Genomic DNA, 15,726 nt, shown 5'->3' with positions numbered 1-15,726 from the left:
AACGCGTTGCAGAATCCAACGGGAACGCCTTGGGCGGAAAATAGGTAAGTCCTTATAATACTTAAAATAAATATTGGCCTGGTTCATGCTTTCTTGTGCCCAGCTTCCGGCCGTGCCGGTTTCATCCTGGAGATTCCATGAACAAGCTCGCAGCTCTGCTCGTCGCGGCCGCCCTCATCAGCCCCGCGTTCGCCGACGACGCCAAGAAGGACGTCAAGAAAGAGGAAGTGAAGAAGGTCGAAGTCAAGAAGGACGCCAAGAAGGACGTCAAGAAGGCTGAGCCCAAGAAGGAAGAGGCCAAGAAGGCCCTGACCGAAGAGAAGAAGGCCGAGGCCAAGAAGGCCGAGCCCAAGAAGGAAGAGGCCAAGAAGGCCACGAAGAAGGCCGAGCCCAAGAAGGAAGAGGCCAAGAAGGCCCTGACCGAAGAGAAGAAGGCCGAGGCCAAGAAGGCCGAGCCCAAGAAGGAAGAGGCCAAGAAGGCCGCGAAGAAGGCCGAGCCCAAGAAGGAAGAGGCCAAGAAGGCCCTGACCGAAGAGAAGAAGGCCGAGGCCAAGAAGGCCGAGCCCAAGAAGGAAGAGGCCAAGAAGGCCGCGAAGAAGGCCGAGCCCAAGAAGGAAGAGGCCAAGAAGGCCCTGACCGAAGAGAAGAAGGCCGAGGCCAAGAAGGCTGAGCCCAAGAAGGAAGAGGCCAAGAAGGCCGCGAAGAAGGCCGAGAAGAAGGCCGAGCCCAAGAAGGAAGAGGCCAAGAAGGCCCTGACCGAAGAGAAGAAGGACGAGGCCAAGAAGGACGCCGCCCCCAAGGCCAAGAAGGCCAAGAAGGCTGCCAAGAAGGCTGAGAAGGCTGCCGAGCCCGCCAAGGAAGAGGCCAAGAAGGCCCTGACCGAGGAGAAGAAGGACGAGGCCAAGAAGGATGCCGCCCCCAAGGCCAAGAAGGCCAAGAAGGCTGCCAAGAAGGCTGAGAAGGCTGCCGAGCCCGCCAAGGAAGAGGCCAAGAAGGCCCTGACCGAGGAGAAGAAGGACGAGGCCAAGAAGGACGCCGCCCCCAAGGCCAAGAAGGCCAAGAAGGCTGCCAAGGCCGAGAAGAAGGAAGCCGCTCCTGCCGAGAAGAAGTAAGCTCGAACGGATCAAGCGCAGAGAAGGGCCCCGCGAGGGGCCCTTCTCTTTTTGAGCCCTGCCGGCCGGTGCCGAACGCCCCGTGCCCGCGGACCGGTCCAGGCCCCTTGCACAACTTCATTAATTAATTATTATTGTCGGGAACCCGGGGTGCGGGGCCCGGTGGCCCCGCGTGGAACCCGATGCCTGGAGCCGGTCCATGTGGAAATTCGCCAACGACCTGGGTGCCTATGCCTCGGCCTTCCTGATCGTGACTTCCTTCGTGGCCCTGTCGGTGCTCTGCGTGGAATTCGTGAAGCGGTTCCTTCCCTGGTTCCAGTTCGACAAGGAAACCTCCGACCTCGGGCAGATCTTCGGCGGGGCCATCGGGACCCTGTTCGCCCTGGTGTTCGCCATGGTCACCGTGGCCGTGTGGCAGAACTACGACCGGGTGCAGAATGCGGTGGGCGAGGAAGCCAACGCCCTCCACAGCATCTACACGTCCCTGGAGACCTATCCTCCCGCCGTGCGGAACGAGGCCCGGGGGCTGCTCCATGCCTACGTGAAGGAGGTGGTCACCCACGAATGGGCCGTGATGAAGGAGCGGGAGACGCTGTGGGATTCCGAGGCCCAGCGGCTTTTCGACGAGCTCAGCGCCGCCCTGACCGGTTACCGGCCCCGGGACCAGGGGGAACTCCCCCTGCACGGCGAGGTGCTGACCCAGCTGTCCCGGAGCCGGAGCCTCCGCCAGGACCGGGTGCGCGCGGGCGTGGTCTACCTGGACACCGGCATGTGGATCTCCCTCGCCGCGGGGACCGTGGTCCTGATGCTGTTCTGCAGCGCCTGGCGGGTGCCCGGCCGGAAGCAGCACTACCTCATGGCCGGGGCCATGGGCGCCAGCCTGGGCATCGTGTTCTTCCTGATGCTCTCCTACAACCACCCCTTCCAGGGGCACGGGGCCGTGGGCCCCGCGCCCTTCCTCCTCTACAAGGACCTTCTCTGGAAGTGACCGAGGAGCCTTAACCTCCTAGCAGACCTGGTGCATCCAGCCGTTGGTGTCCGGTTCCACGCCGTGCTGCAGGTTAAGGAGCGCCTCGCGCAGCTGGGCGGCGACGGGGCCGGTCTCGCCGCGGTTGATCTTCCATTCGCCGTGGGCGGACTTCACCGTGCCGATGGGGGTGATCACGGCGGCGGTGCCGCAGGCGAAGGCTTCGGTCATGCGGCCTTCCAGGAGGGCGTCGCGCCAGTCGTCCACGGAGATGCGGCGCTCCTCGGAGCGGAAGCCGAGCTTCCGGGCCATCTCCAGGAGGCTGAGGCGGGTGATGCCGGGCAGCAGCGTGCCGGTGAGCACCGGGGTGACCACGATGGTCTCGCCGCCTTCCTTGTAGACGAAGAAGATGTTCATGCCGCCCATCTCCTCGATGTAGCGGCGATGCACGGCGTCCAGCCACACCACCTGGTCGCAGCCTTCGGCCTTGGCCTCGGTCTGGGCCACGAGGCTGGCGGCGTAGTTGCCGGCGCACTTGGCGGCGCCGGTGCCGCCGGGCGCGGCGCGCACGTAGTTCTCGGAGATCCACACGGTCACCGGCTTGACGCCCTGGGGGAAGTAGGCGCCGGAGGGGGAGGCGATGAGGATGAAGAGGTATTCCTTGGCGGCCTTCACGCCCAGGGCGGCTTCCGTGGCGATCATGAAGGGGCGGAGGTAGAGGCTCTCGCCGATGGCCTTGGGCACCCAGTCCTGCTCCTGGCGGATGAGCATGTCCGCGGCTTCCACGAAGAGGTCCACGGGCAGTTCGGGCATGGCCAGGCGCCGGGCGGAGGCGTTGAAGCGGTGGGCGTTGGATTCGGGACGGAAGGTCTTGATGTGGCCGTCGGGCTGGCGGTAGGCCTTGAAGCCCTCGAAGATCGCCTGGCCGTAGTGCAGCACGCTGGCGGCCGGATCCAGGACGATGGGGCCGTAGGGCTTGAGCACGCCCTTGCCCCAGCCCATCTCCTCGCTGTAGGGGATGACCACCATGTGCTCGGTGAAGACCTTGCCGAACCCGGGGTTCTGCATGCGCTTGGCCCGTTCCTCCGGTGACAGGGGCTCCCGGGCGAGCTGGACGTCGAAGCGCGCGGTGTTGGAGGTGGAAAGGGCGGTCATGGCAGCTCCTTCGGGGGAGAGGACCCGGGGCGGGCGTGGATCAGCCCTCCCAGGCGCTCGATGGCCTCGCGGGTAACGCTCGGCGCGTGGGTTGAGAAGTTGAGGCGCAGGCAGTTGGTGCCCCGCCCATCCGGAAAGAAGAGGGGACCCGGGGCGAAGCCCAGCCCGTGGGAGATGGCTTCGCGGTGCAGGTCGAGGGCGGAGACGTCCTCGGGCAGCACCACCCAGAGGTGCATGCCGCCCTTGGGCTCGGTGACTTCGGCGTCCCGGGGGAAGCTGGCCTGGATGGCCTCCAGCATGGCGTCCCGGCGCTCGCGCAGGGACTTGCGGATCCGCACCAGATGGCGCCGGAACCCGCCGGAGTCCAGGAAGTGGCCCAGCACGGCCTGGGAGAGGGTCGGCAGGGCGATGGTGTGGACCTCCTGCACCAGGGCCAGGCGCCGCAGGACGTCGTCGGGGGCGATGATGTAGCCCAGGCGCAGGCCCGCGGCCACGGACTTGGAGAAACTGCCCAGGTGGATGACGTGCTCGGCCCCGGGCAGGCTCCGGAAGCTCGGGGTGCGGCCGCCGATGAAGCGAAGGTCCCCGTAGGTGTCGTCCTCCACGAGGGTGACGCCGTGCGCGCGGGTGAGGGCCAGGATGCGCTCGCGCCTCGCGCGGGAGAGGGTCATGCCCGTGGGGTTGTGGAAGGTGGGCACGGTGAAGAGGAACTTGGCGTCGCCCTTCTGCAGGATGGAGGCGAGGCGGTCGGGGTTCAGGCCGTTGCGGTCCACGGGCACCGGCACGGCCTCCCGGCCCAGGGTGCGGATGAGGGCCAGGGCGCCCACGTAGCAGGGGCTTTCCACCAGCACGCGGTCCCCCGGGATGGTCAGGGATTCCAGCACCAGCGCGAGGCCGGCCTGGGCGCCGGGGATGGTGCGGACGCCCCAGCCGGGGGGCACCGGCTCGCCCTCGTCCCGGAGCCAGCCGGCCACGCCGTCCAGGAACGAGGGATGGCCGGCCGGTGCGGCGTACACCCAGGCCTCGGCTTCCAGTTCCTTCATGGTGCGGGTGTACAGCCGGCGCAGGGCATCGCCCGGCAGCAGGTCGGTGGGGGGGAAGGCGGCGGAAAAGCTCACCAGGCTCCGGTTCTGGGCCGCCTCCAGGGTGTCGCCGAGCCAGGGCCCCAGTTCGTCCTCCCGCACCCGGAGGGACGAGCCCTGGAAGGGGAAGGTGTCGGGGTCCAGCATGGCCGGGGCTTCGGGCAGGTAGTCGCTGACGAAGCTGCCCCGTCCCGTCACGGTCTGGACCCAGCCGGTGCGCTTGAGGCCGGCCAGGGCCTTGAGCACCGTCAGGCGGTGCACCTTGAACCGCTGCGCCAGGTCCGGGACTGCGGGCAGGCGCATGCCCGGGTTCCACTCGTTGGCCTGGATGAGCGAACGGAGGGTCCGCTGCAGTTGCAGGTAGAGGGGGCTGGCCGCGCCGGGGTTCAGGGGAGGGGTGGGGATCATGACCCCCAAAGCTTGGGCTCCTGGCCGCCAAAAGTCACCCCACGGGGGGCGGAACTACAGGCCATCGCAGACCACCGGCCGGGTTGGATGTATTTTCGATAATTTCCCATACCGGCACAGACCACTATCCTTCATTCATCAGCCTCGCCGGGAAGCCCCGGGCGGGGCCGATCAGGCGAAGTCCCCGCGCCGGATGCCCGCGGCCCGGCGGATGCCCAGGGCGGAAACGCCCAGGGTGTCCGGGTCCAGCACCTCCTGGGCCACCCGCCGCACCTGGTCCAGGTCGACGTCCTCGATTTCCTGGATCTGCTCGTCCAGGGAAAGGATGCGGTCGGTGTGCAGGCTCTGGTAGGCCAGGGAGAACATGCGGCTGGTGGCGGATTCCTGGCTGAAGACCAGGTTGGTGCGCAGCTGGAGCTTGGCCCGGTCCAGTTCGTCCCGGGTGACGCCCGAGGCCCGCACCTTGGCGCACTCGGCCGCCGCCCGGCGCACCAGTTCACGGGCCCGCTCCGGGGCGCAGCTGGCGCTGATCTGCAGGGCCCCGGTGTCGTGGTAGTGGGTGAGGTAGGTGCCCACCTGGTAGCACAGGGCGTTCTTCTCCCGCAGTTCCATGAAGAGCCGGCTGGACATGCCGCCCCCCAGCACGTGGCTCAGCACCCCCACCGCCGCCCGGTCCGGATGCACGTGGGGCTGGGCCGGGAAGCCCATGACGAGGCTGGTCTGTTGCAGTTCCTTGCGGGGCGTGTTGAGCACGAAGGGGCGGGGCGGACCGGAGGCGGCCCGGCCGGAACCTTCGTCCAGCAGGCCCAGCGGCAGGGCGTCCAGCACGGGCTGGAGGAGGTCCAGGAAGGGCTGCACCTCGATGTCCCCCGCGGCGACGATGAGGATGGTGGGCGCCCGGTAGGTCTTCTGGAAGAAGGCCCGGGCCTGGTCCCGCCCATAGGTGGCCACCTGGTCCCGCCGCCCCAGGATGGAGTGGGCCAGGGGGCTGCCCGGCCAGAAGTGGGCGTAGAACAGCTCGCTCACCCAGTCATCCGGCTGATCCTCGCTCTGGCTGATCTCCTCCAGGATCACGTTCCGCTCCCGCGCCAGCTCCTCGGCGTCGAAGGTGGGCGTGGTCACCAGGTCCTCCAGGATCGCCACCAGGTCCGGGAGCTTCTCCTTCAGGACCTTGCCGTAGAAGCAGGCGGCCTCCTTGCCCGTGAAGGCGTCGAGGCTGCCCCCCAGGTGATCGGTGGCCTCGGCCATGACCTGGGGTTCAGGGAACCGGGCCGTGCCCTTGAAGACCGTGTGCTCGATGAAGTGGGCCAGCCCCTCCTCCCCGGGAAGCTCCCAGCAGGAGCCCCGCTTCACCCAGAACCCCACGGAGCAGCTGCGCACGCCGGGGATGGGGTCGATGAGGATCTCGGTGCCGTGGGGGGTGACGGAACGGTAGGGCATCGGACCAGTGTAACGGTTAAACATCCCGCCCATTCGCCGGCATGGAAGTGCGGGATCCTACCCTTCCGCGTCCCGGCCGGCCAGGCCCACGGGGGTGACCTGGAGCTTCCACCCGCACAGCGCCCAGCACAGCGCGCCGAAGAGGAGGAGGGCCAGGATCGAGACCAGCACGGGGCTGGCGATCTGCTCCTGGGCGAGGATCTCCCAGTCCGCGACCATGCCGCCGCGGCTGCCGGAGATGCTCTCGATGTGATGGAGGAAGGTGAACCGCTGCAGGGTCGCGGGCAGCACCCGCAGGATGGATTCCCAGCCGAAGAGCACCAGGGCGCCCCAGAGGGTGCCCCGCTTGAAGACGAGGACCAGGAGGCTCATGAACGCCAGCTCCGCCCAGAAGGCCAGCACCAGGGCCAGGGCCTGGAGGGCGGCGGAGCCGGGGTCGGCGCCCAGGATCATCAGCCCGAGGCCGGCGGCCGCGAGCCAGCACCCGCCCCAGGCGAACCAGATGAGGCCCTTGGCGAAGGGGAGGCTCCACACGGGCACGGGGCGCACGAGGATGAGCGGGAGGGTGCGCTGTTCCATGTCCTCCCGGATCCCGCCGGGGGCGGCCACCAGCACCATGATGGGCAGGACCAGGGCCGCCAGGACCCCGTGGAAAAGGTGGAGGGCCAGGCGGGAATCGAAGCTTCCGAACTGCCTGCCGATCATCAGGCCCACGAAGGAGAACGCCACGGGCAGGATGGCCAGGGCGCACAGCACCCAGCCCCGGGCCTGGAGGACCCTGGGGGCGTACCCCAGGGCCACCGCGCGCACGGTGGCCAATGCGGAGAGGGCTCGGCTCGTCATTGGTTGTCCTTGGTGAGGAACTGGAAAACCGCGTCCAGGTTGAGGTCCAGGGGGTCGAGACCGGCCAGGGGGAGCCGGCCCTCCACCACCGCCTCCTGGAGCCGGGGCAGGAAGGTCCTGGGATTGCGCACGGCCAGGACTGTGCCGCCTTCCTCCATGCGCAGGGCGACCAGCTCGTCCTGCTCCACGGCCCATCGGGCCACGGCGGCGGCCGAATCAGCGGTGACGCGTAGCTCCACGGGGTGCCGGTCCAGCAGCTCGCGGATTTCGGGCACGCTCCCCTCGGCCAGGAGCCGGCCCCGGAAGAGCAGGAGGATGCGGTCGGTGAGCTGGGCCACCTCGCCCAGGATGTGGCTGGAGACGATGATCCGGGCGCCGCCCTCGGCCAGCATGCGCAGGAGGTCCATGAGCTGCAGGCGGGCTTCGGGATCCAGGCCGTTGAAGGGCTCGTCCAGGATGAGGAGCTTGGGTTCGTGGAGCAGGGCCTGGGCCAGGCGCACCCGCTGGCGCATGCCCTTGGACATGGAGGTGAAGGGCTGGCCGGCGCGGCTCTCCATGCCGGTGATGGCCAGGGCGCGCTGCAGGGCCAGGTCCAGGGCGCGGCCCTGGAGGCCCGAAAGCTGGCCCATCATGCGCAGCCACCGGTCTCCGCGCATGCCGCCGGGAAAACGATCCCCTTCGGGCACCAGGCCCAGGCGGGCGAGTACAAGGGGATTGCGGTAGGGCGCCTCGCCGAACACCTTCACCTCGCCGCCCGAAGGCGGAAGGAGGCCGCACAGGAGCTGGATCAGGCTGGACTTGCCCGCACCGTTGGGGCCCAGGAGGCCGGTGATGCCGCCGCCGGGACCCAGGTCGAAGCTGGTGGGGGACAGGCCGAGGATATCGCCGTAGCGGAGGGAGGCGCGCTGGAGGGAGATCATATGGTCGCCTCGCTGGGGCGCGTGCGCCGCACCGCGATGGTGAGCCACAGGGCCAGGTGGAAGCCGGTGCCCAGGAGCACGGGGATCCACCCCTGCTCGGTCTGGAGCCCGAGGATGAGCCGGGGCCAGGCCTTGCTCAGGGTGCCCAGGCCCAGGGCCATCCAGCGCGGGTCGGACAGGGCGCCGGAAGCCACGCCGCCCAGGGCGCTGGAGCCCAGCAGGATGCCCAGGGCCCAGCCGAAGCCCGCCTTGGGGGAGGAGGCCAGGCTGGAGGCGCCCAGCGTCACGGCGCCCATGAGGGCCGAAACGGCGGCGGCCGCGGGCAGCAGGTAGAGGGGCGCCGTGGGCCACACCGGCCCGTGCAGGCCGGCGATGGCCAGGGACAGGCCCCAGGGCAGGAAGATGAAGGGGAGCATCACGGCCAGGGGCAGCCCCGCGGCGAAGAGGGCCTTGGCGCCGAGGTAGTCCAGGGGCGTGACGGGATGGGCGTAGAGCAGGGGGCGGATGCGGTAGAGGGTGTCGCGGGCCACGAGCCCGCCGCCCACCAGGGCCACCTGGAGCCACAGGATGGTGATCATGAACGGGTTCAGGAGGCCGGCCTGGAACCTGGCGCCCTGGGGAAGGAAGGCTTCCGTGGCCTTCCGGATGTCGGCCAGGGCGGCCTTGCTGGCCATGAGGTGGTTCACGTAGAGCTGCGCGACCAGGATCAGCAGGATGGCCAGGAAGACGAAGCCGAAGAACCGTCCCAGCTTGAGGCGCAGCACGCGCCGCAGGTCGAAGCGGAAGATCACGAGGGCCGGGGGCAGGCCCTGGCCCGGTTCGGGGCGCGGAGGGAGGGAGGGGGCGTAGATGGGCATCAGGCGGGCCTCAGGGCGCGGATCAGGACTTCGTCGAGGCGGTCATGCCTGGGCGTGAGCTGCACCAGGGTGGCGCGTCTCGCCTGGGCCCACCGGAAGGCGGCCACCGGGTCGGCGTCCGCCAGTTCCACATCGTAGAGCCCGTTGCGCGCTTCCAGCACCGTGCCCAGCTGGCCCAGCTCGGCCTCCTGGGCGGCGCTGAGCGGATCCAGGAAGCGCAGCTCGAAGCGCCGCGACAGCATCCGGCGCAGGCCCGCCATGCTGCCGGAGGCCTTCACCTCGCCCTTGTCCAGGATCACCAGCTGGTCGGCCACGCGCTCCACATCCAGCAGCAGGTGGCTGGCCAACACGACGCTGGTGTCCAGTTCGGCGCGCACCTTCAGCACCAGGTCCAGCATGCGGGTGCGGCCTTCGGGATCCAGGCCGTTGGTGGGCTCGTCCAGGAAGACCAGCTCCGGAGAGTGCACCAGGGCCTGGGCCAGCTTCACCCGCTGGCGCATGCCCGTGGAGTAGCCGGAGACGTTGCGGTACCGCGACTCGTCGAGGCCCACGAAGTAGAGGACCTCGTGGGCACGGTCCCGGGCCTGGCGCGCCGACAGGCCGCTCAGCTCGCCCCAGAAGGCCACCTGCTCGTAGGCGGAGGCATCCTCGATGAGGGCGTCGTACTCGGGCATGTAGCCGATGCGGGAACGCAACTTCGCCGCATCGGCGCCGGCCAGGGGCACGTCCAGCACCTCGCCCCGGCCCCCTGCGGGCCGCAACAGGCCCAGCAGCGTCTTGAGGAGCGTGGACTTGCCCGAGCCGTTGGGGCCGAGGAGACCGATGATCCCCGGCTCCAGCCTCAAGGTCACCCCGCGAAGGGCGACCACCGGTCCGTAACGAACTTCCAGATCTTCGAATGCGAGCAAAGGACGCTCCTAGAATTTCATCCCGACGCTGCCCTGGAGGACGTTCCCATCGTAGGTGCGGTCAACGGAACTCACAAGGTAGCGCGCCTCGGCCGACAGCGCCCGGTTGAACCGGTAGCCCGCGCCCGCGGTCACCGCCAGCTTGGTGGTGTGGGAGGACACCCGGGCTCCGTCCGCCGGGGTGCGGTCGAAGAACCACCGCACGCCGCCCAGGCCGGCCAGGACGTAGGGCCCCTTGGCCGTGCCCGAGAAGTGGTAGAGGTGGTCGAAGGAGAGCACGTAGTTGCTGGCCTTGGTCTTCAGGGCCGGCGTCCCCGCGGGGCCGCCTTCGGGGAACACGTTCCATTCCAGGCGCGTGCGCCGCGCCAGCCCGTCCTTGAGGTAGCGGTTCCACTGCACGCCCAGGCCCAGGCCGGTGGTGTGGTCCAGGGCCCTGCCCAGCTCCTTGGCCGGGAGGTTCGCCTGCACCTGCCAGGCGAAGTCCGACCGGTCGCGGGAATGCCAGTGCCAGCGGTGGTGGTGGGCCGGCTTGGCGTCGGGCTCGTCGGCGAACCCGGGCGCGACGCTGGCGGCGCAAAGGAGGAAAGCGAGGTTTCGAAGAACGTGCCGCATGGAATCTCCGTGGCTTTTCAATGCCTACGCTCCGGCGGCCCGGAAGGTTTAGAGAGCCCGGTTTTGGACATGAAAAAGCCCGGCACGGGGTGCCGGGCTCGTGGCGTGGGCCAGGAAGGACTATTCGGTGACGAGCTCCCGGCGGCGCTCCTTGAGGCGGCCGGCCTTGCCGAGCTTGTCGCGCAGGAAGTAGAGCTTGGCGCGGCGGACCTTGCCGCTGCGGAGCACTTCCAGCTTGTCGATGGAGGGGCTGTGGAGGGGGAAGACGCGCTCGACCCCGATGCCGGCCGAGATCTTCCGGACGGTGAAGGAGGTGCGCATGCCGCCGCCCTTGATGCCGATCACCACACCCTGGTAGATCTGGATGCGCTCCTTCTCGCCTTCCTTCACCTTCACGTGCACCTTGACGGTGTCGCCGGGGGCGATCTTGGGCAGGTCGGAACGAAGCATGCCAGCTTCGAGGCGGTCCATAACGTTGCTCATGACATCTCCTGTTGTGGCCAGCGGTCCCGGGGCCAAAACGGCCGGACATGGCGCACGAATCCCAGACTCGGGCTGATCAGTTTACCGGAATGCCCCAGGATTTCCAGCGCTTTTCCAGCCCCGGGGCCGGGGCCGGTCCCAGTCCTCCGGGTGCTCCACCTGCCAGGCGCACCACTGGTCCGCCCGGGGCAGGGCCGGGATGCGGGCCTGGAAGGCCGCCCACAGGTCCGGGCGCAGGCGCCGCGTGCGGGCCATGGCCTCCCGGAGGCGGTGGAGCCGGATGGCTTCGTGGTTGCCCCCCTGGAGCACTTCCGGTACCGGGATCCCTTCGAAGTCCGCGGGCCGGGTGAAGTGGGTGTGGTCCAGCAGGCCTTCGGCGAAGCTGTCCGCTCCCGCGGAGGCGCTGTTGCCCAGCACGCCCGGAAGCCAGCGGCACACCGCGTCGATGAGGAAGAGGGCCGGGAGCTCGCCCCCCGAGAGCACGGCCTGTCCCACGCTGAGCTCCTCGTCCACGTAGAGGTCCACCGCGCGCTGGTCCAGGCCCTCGAACCGGGTGCACACCAGCACCACCTGGTCCAGGCCGGCCAGCTCCAGCACCTTCGCGTGGTCCAGGGGCGGGGCGGCGGGGCTGAAGTGGATGACGCGGCGCCGGGGTTCCCGGGGCAGCGACGCCAGGGCGTCCCGCACCACGTCGGGCCGGAGCACCATGCCGGGTCCGCCCCCGAAGGGCGGGGCGTCCACGTGGCCGAACGTGTTGCCCGCGAAGGGGCGGTAGGAATGGGTGGCCAGCACATGGCCCAGTTCCCGGAAGGCCCGGCCCGTGACCCCCGCATGGGCCAGGTCGAAGAATTCGGGGAGAAGGGTCAGGACGTCGAAACGCATGGGATCCAGTTTGTCACAGGGATTCGGGCGGCGAGGCCTTGCGCTTTGCCGGGGGGCGACCATCCTTTCGGTGTCGAATCCGGCCGGAACGGCTTCAATTATATAAATGATTCTCTTTAGAGTGGTCCAGCGGACCGCTCCGATCCCTTTTCAATCAACCATCCAAAAGAAAGGCACTCCCATGGAATGGGTCAATCTGCTTCTCCAGATCCTCGAACTGCTGGTGCGCTTCCTGGCTACGAAGTAGGCGCCGCCTCCGACCAACCCTCCCCGTCCTCCAGGGCGGGATCCACCGGCACCCGGTAGGCCTCGGAGCCCCAGGCTCCCAGGTCCCGGGTGCGGCAGCGCTCGGAGCAGAAGGGGCGGGTGGGGGTGGTCTCCCAGGGGACGGGCTTCCGGCATTGGGGGCAAGGGCGCACGAGCATGGGCCCAGTGTACCACCCACCCCTCCCGCCCAATCCTGCTTGTCTCGGCATTAAAAAATTTTAGTCAGTTTTGGAAGATCCTGTTGACACCTGGATTTCCTTGCGTAGACTGGGGAGTGCGGAATGGTGACGGAACCTTCCGGCACCCCCAGGAGGCACGTATGGGAAAGATCATCGGCATCGACCTCGGCACCACCAACAGCTGCGTGGCCGTCATGGAGGGTGGCCAGCCCAAGGTCATTCCCAACGCGGAAGGCTCGGACACCACCCCCAGCGTCGTGGGCTTCAACCCCAAGACCAGCGAGCGCCTCGTGGGCGCCGCCGCCAAGCGGCAGGCCGTGGCGCAGCCCAAGAACACCATTTCGTCCATCAAGCGGTTCATGGGCCTGCCCTTCTCGGACTCCCCCAAGGAGCAGCACCTGGTGCCCTACGTCGTGGAGCGCGGCGAGAAGGGCGGCTGCAACGTCAACATCATGGGCAAGCACTACACCCCTGAAGAGATCAGCGCCATGGTCCTCACCAAGATGAAGGACAGCGCCGAAGCCTACCTGGGCGAGAAGGTCACCCAGGCCGTCATCACCGTGCCCGCCTATTTCAACGACGCCCAGCGCCAGGCCACGAAGGATGCCGGCGCCATCGCGGGCCTCGAGGTCATGCGCATCATCAACGAGCCCACCGCCGCGGCCCTGGCCTACGGCCTGGACAAGAAGAAGGACGGCACCATCGCCGTGTTCGACTTCGGCGGCGGCACCTTCGACATCTCCATCCTCGAGGTGTCCGAGGGCGTGGTCGAGGTGAAGTCCACCAACGGCGACACGCACCTGGGCGGCGACAACGTGGACCAGCTGATCATCGACTGGCTCATCGAGGAGTTCCAGAAGGCCGAGGGCATCGACCTGCGCAAGCAGGCCGAAAGCCTCCAGCGCCTGAAGGAGGCCGCCGAGAAGGCCAAGTGCGAGCTCTCCGCCACCACCCAGACCGACATCAGCCTGCCCTACATCACCGCCGACGCCAGCGGCCCCAAGCACATCAGCCAGACCCTCACCCGCAGCCGGTTCGAGGCGATGCTCGAGCCCATCCTCCAGAAGCTCCGGATCCCCTGCGAGAACGCGGTTAAGGACGCCAAGCTCAGCCACCACGAGATCGACGAGGTGGTCCTGGTGGGCGGCTCCACCCGCACCCCCAAGGTCCAGGAGCTCGTCAAGTCCATCTTCGGCCGCGAGCCCAACAAGAGCGTGAACCCCGACGAAGTGGTCGCGGTGGGCGCCGCGGTGCAGGGCGGCGTGCTCGCCGGCGACGTGAAGGGCGTGCTGCTGCTGGACGTGACGCCGCTGTCCCTGGGCATCAACGCCAACGGGGGCCAGATGAGCGTCATCATCCCCCGCAACACCACCATCCCCACCAAGCGGTCCGAGATCTACACCACCGCCGTGGACAACCAGCCCGGCGTGGACATCGAGGTGTTCCAGGGCGAGCGTCCCCTGGTGGAAGGCAACAAGCTCCTGGGCAACTTCCACCTGGGCGGCCTGCCCCCGGCGCCCCGCGGCATGCCCCAGATCGAGGTGGTCTTCGACATCGACGCCAACGGCATCGTGCACGTCACCGCCAAGGACAAGGGCACCGGCAAGGACGCCAGCATCACCCTCACCGGTTCCACGGGCCTGTCCAAGGAGGAGATCGACGCCAAGGTCCGGGACGCCGAGGCCCACAAGGCCGAGGACGACGACCGCAAGAAGCTCCTGGAGGACAAGAATCACCTTGACCAGACCATCTACCAAGTGGAGAAGCTCATCAAGGAGAGCGGCGACAAGCTCCCCGAGGGCGACCGCAAGGATGCCGAGGCCGCCATCGCCGAAGGCAAGGAGGCCCTGGCCAGCCTGGACAAGGACCGCATCGCCAAGGCCCTGGAGAACCTAAACGCCAAGAGCCACAAGCTGGCCGAGAGCATCTACAAGGACGCCCCGCCCCCGCAGGATCCCGGCGCGGCGGCCCCCGGCGGCGGCGAGAAGAAGAAGGAAGACGACGTCATCGACGCCGAGGTCGTGAACTAGAAGTACGGTACATCCCAGGGGCCGGGGTCTCGACCCCGGCCCCTCGTCTATCCGGCAAAAAACCTTAGTCCGGTTGGCGCAAATCCAGGGTAAATTGCTGCCATGGCCACTCCCGACTACTACAAGATTCTTGGTCTGCCCAAGAGCGCCTCCGAGGAGGACATCAAGAAGGCCTACCGGAAGCTGGCGCGCAAGTACCACCCCGACCTGAATCCCGGCAACAAGGATTCGGAGGCCCGGTTCAAGGAGGTCACCGAGGCCAACGACGTCCTGTCGGATTCAACCAAGCGAAGGAACTACGACACCTACGGCGACCCTGCGGGGCCCGGGGCCCCCATGGGCGGACAGGGGTTCTCCTTCGAGGACGGCGGGTTCGCGGGCAGCTTCCAGGACCTCTTCGCGGGGTTCGGAAAGCGTCCCCAGGGGCGCCGGAGGCCCGGTCCCAGGGCGGGCGAGGACACCCAGCACACGGTGCGCATCGGGTTCAAGGACGCCTTCAACGGCACGCGCCTCACCCTCAACCTCCACCGGTCCGAGACCTGCCCGGCCTGCCAGGGCAGCGGCGAAAAGGTGGGGGCGCCGGTGAGCACCTGCCCCACGTGCTCGGGCCGGGGCTACCAGGAGCAGGGCGGCGGGTTCTTCCGGTCCCGGGAGGAATGCCCGGCCTGCGGCGGTTCCGGCAAGAAGGCCCCGCCCTGCGAGAGCTGCAGGGGCCAGGGGCGCATCCCCCGGAACGAATCCGTGACCGTGGCCATCCCCGCGGGCGTGGAGGACGGCACCCGGCTGCGGGTCGCCGGCAAGGGCGAGGCCGGCCGCCGAGGCGGCGGCCCGGGCGACCTCTACCTCCAGGTGCAGGTGGAGGGGGACCCGCGTTTCGAACGGCGGGGGGCCAACCTCTACCTGGATCTCCCCATCAGCTTTTCCGAGAGCGCCCTGGGGGCCAAGGTGGAAGTCCCCACCCCCGAGGGCCACTCCACCATCAAGATCCCGCCCGGCACCCAGGGCGGCTCCAACCTGCGCCTCAAGGGGCTGGGCATGCCCATCCCCGGCTCCTCCCAGCGGGGGGATCTCTTCGCCCGCATCAAGGTGGTGACGCCGAAGATCGAGGACGAGCGGTCCAAGGAACTGCTCCGGGAGCTTGCGGAAATCAACGACGGATCCATCCGGGCAAACGCGTGGAGGTGAAATGAGACGGGATCCGAAAAGCGGTTCGTACATGATCGGGGTGGTGGCCGCCCGGTACGAAATCCACCCCCAGACCCTGCGCCTTTATGAAAGGGAGGGGCTCCTGCTTCCTTCCCGAACCGAGGGCAAGACCCGGCTCTACAGCGAGGACGACCTGGAGCGTTTGGAGTTCATCCTGAGTCTTACCAGAGATTTGGGTGTCAATCTCGCGGGGGTGGAGGTGGTCCTGAATCTTCGGGATCGCATGAAAAAAATGCAGGAGGAAATGCAAAACATTATCGAAAAAAATGAATCTAAAATGAAGTCGGCCGGGCTTGAACCCGAAAGGGGTCCGGAAGGCATTTCTTCGACAGGCCTGGTCAAACTGACGCCCCAAGGCCTGCGCAAGAGGTAAGC

Annotated in this window: 16 protein-coding genes; 5 read left to right on the top strand and 11 right to left on the bottom strand. The window is 68.0% G+C overall.

What is annotated here, in order from left to right; genetic code table 11:
• The first annotated feature begins 137 nt into the window (after positions 1-137).
• Both ACZ5LB_RS14320 and ACZ5LB_RS14315 read left to right on the top strand, forming a co-directional pair.
• The gene (locus ACZ5LB_RS14320; RefSeq protein ID WP_464602888.1) at positions 138-1,112 is read left to right on the top strand and encodes a hypothetical protein; all 975 of its coding nucleotides are present in this window, start codon (positions 138-140) and stop codon (positions 1,110-1,112) included.
• A gap of 199 nt (positions 1,113-1,311) precedes the next feature.
• On the top strand, positions 1,312-2,100 hold the full coding sequence (locus ACZ5LB_RS14315; RefSeq protein WP_464602887.1) for a bestrophin-like domain: 789 nt from the start codon (positions 1,312-1,314) through the stop codon (positions 2,098-2,100).
• Between the two features lie 18 nt (positions 2,101-2,118).
• Here the strand turns inward: ACZ5LB_RS14315 and ACZ5LB_RS14310 are convergent, their stop codons facing one another.
• The 11 genes from ACZ5LB_RS14310 to ACZ5LB_RS14260 form a co-directional block, all read right to left on the bottom strand.
• Positions 2,119-3,234, bottom strand: coding sequence for a branched-chain amino acid aminotransferase (locus ACZ5LB_RS14310; RefSeq protein WP_464602886.1), 1,116 nt, complete (start codon positions 3,232-3,234; stop codon positions 2,119-2,121).
• On the bottom strand, positions 3,231-4,724 hold the full coding sequence (locus ACZ5LB_RS14305; RefSeq protein ID WP_464602885.1) for an aminotransferase-like domain-containing protein: 1,494 nt from the start codon (positions 4,722-4,724) through the stop codon (positions 3,231-3,233). Before ACZ5LB_RS14305 ends, ACZ5LB_RS14310 begins: the two co-directional genes overlap by 4 nt.
• A gap of 171 nt (positions 4,725-4,895) precedes the next feature.
• Entirely contained in the window at positions 4,896-6,164 is a 1,269-nt protein-coding gene (locus tag ACZ5LB_RS14300) for a M16 family metallopeptidase (RefSeq protein ID WP_464602884.1), read from the bottom strand.
• Between the two features lie 57 nt (positions 6,165-6,221).
• A complete protein-coding gene (locus ACZ5LB_RS14295) occupies positions 6,222-7,007 on the bottom strand; it encodes a hypothetical protein (protein WP_464602883.1) in 786 nt (261 codons plus the stop codon).
• Complete coding sequence (locus tag ACZ5LB_RS14290) at positions 7,004-7,927, bottom strand: ABC transporter ATP-binding protein (protein ID WP_464602882.1); 924 nt, start codon at positions 7,925-7,927, stop codon at positions 7,004-7,006. Before ACZ5LB_RS14290 ends, ACZ5LB_RS14295 begins: the two co-directional genes overlap by 4 nt.
• Positions 7,924-8,784: a hypothetical protein gene (locus tag ACZ5LB_RS14285; RefSeq protein ID WP_464602881.1), complete on the bottom strand. Its 861-nt coding sequence runs from the start codon at positions 8,782-8,784 to the stop codon at positions 7,924-7,926. Before ACZ5LB_RS14285 ends, ACZ5LB_RS14290 begins: the two co-directional genes overlap by 4 nt.
• A complete protein-coding gene (locus ACZ5LB_RS14280; protein ID WP_464602880.1) occupies positions 8,784-9,692 on the bottom strand; it encodes an ABC transporter ATP-binding protein in 909 nt (302 codons plus the stop codon). The genes ACZ5LB_RS14285 and ACZ5LB_RS14280 overlap by 1 nt, the downstream gene beginning before the upstream one ends.
• A gap of 9 nt (positions 9,693-9,701) precedes the next feature.
• On the bottom strand, positions 9,702-10,304 hold the full coding sequence (locus ACZ5LB_RS14275; RefSeq protein WP_464602879.1) for an outer membrane protein: 603 nt from the start codon (positions 10,302-10,304) through the stop codon (positions 9,702-9,704).
• A gap of 120 nt (positions 10,305-10,424) precedes the next feature.
• On the bottom strand, positions 10,425-10,787 hold the full coding sequence (gene rplS, locus ACZ5LB_RS14270; RefSeq protein ID WP_464602878.1) for a 50S ribosomal protein L19: 363 nt from the start codon (positions 10,785-10,787) through the stop codon (positions 10,425-10,427).
• A gap of 81 nt (positions 10,788-10,868) precedes the next feature.
• Positions 10,869-11,669: a tRNA (guanosine(37)-N1)-methyltransferase TrmD gene (gene trmD / locus ACZ5LB_RS14265; RefSeq protein WP_464602877.1), complete on the bottom strand. Its 801-nt coding sequence runs from the start codon at positions 11,667-11,669 to the stop codon at positions 10,869-10,871.
• A 236-nt stretch (positions 11,670-11,905) separates the two neighbouring features.
• Positions 11,906-12,094: a DNA gyrase inhibitor YacG gene (locus ACZ5LB_RS14260; RefSeq protein ID WP_464602876.1), complete on the bottom strand. Its 189-nt coding sequence runs from the start codon at positions 12,092-12,094 to the stop codon at positions 11,906-11,908.
• A 161-nt stretch (positions 12,095-12,255) separates the two neighbouring features.
• On the opposite strand from ACZ5LB_RS14260, the gene dnaK reads away from it, so the two are divergent.
• From dnaK to ACZ5LB_RS14245, 3 genes are all read left to right on the top strand, one after another.
• The gene (gene dnaK / locus ACZ5LB_RS14255) at positions 12,256-14,145 is read left to right on the top strand and encodes a molecular chaperone DnaK (RefSeq protein ID WP_464602875.1); all 1,890 of its coding nucleotides are present in this window, start codon (positions 12,256-12,258) and stop codon (positions 14,143-14,145) included.
• A 102-nt stretch (positions 14,146-14,247) separates the two neighbouring features.
• A complete protein-coding gene (gene dnaJ, locus ACZ5LB_RS14250; RefSeq protein ID WP_464602874.1) occupies positions 14,248-15,330 on the top strand; it encodes a molecular chaperone DnaJ in 1,083 nt (360 codons plus the stop codon).
• A gap of 1 nt (position 15,331) precedes the next feature.
• A complete protein-coding gene (locus ACZ5LB_RS14245; protein ID WP_464602873.1) occupies positions 15,332-15,724 on the top strand; it encodes a MerR family transcriptional regulator in 393 nt (130 codons plus the stop codon).
• Positions 15,725-15,726: the final 2 nt, after the last annotated feature.

The sequence above is a fragment of the Mesoterricola sp. MK458 genome (assembly GCF_055384935.1).
This window is presented reverse-complemented; position numbering and strand designations above follow the sequence as displayed.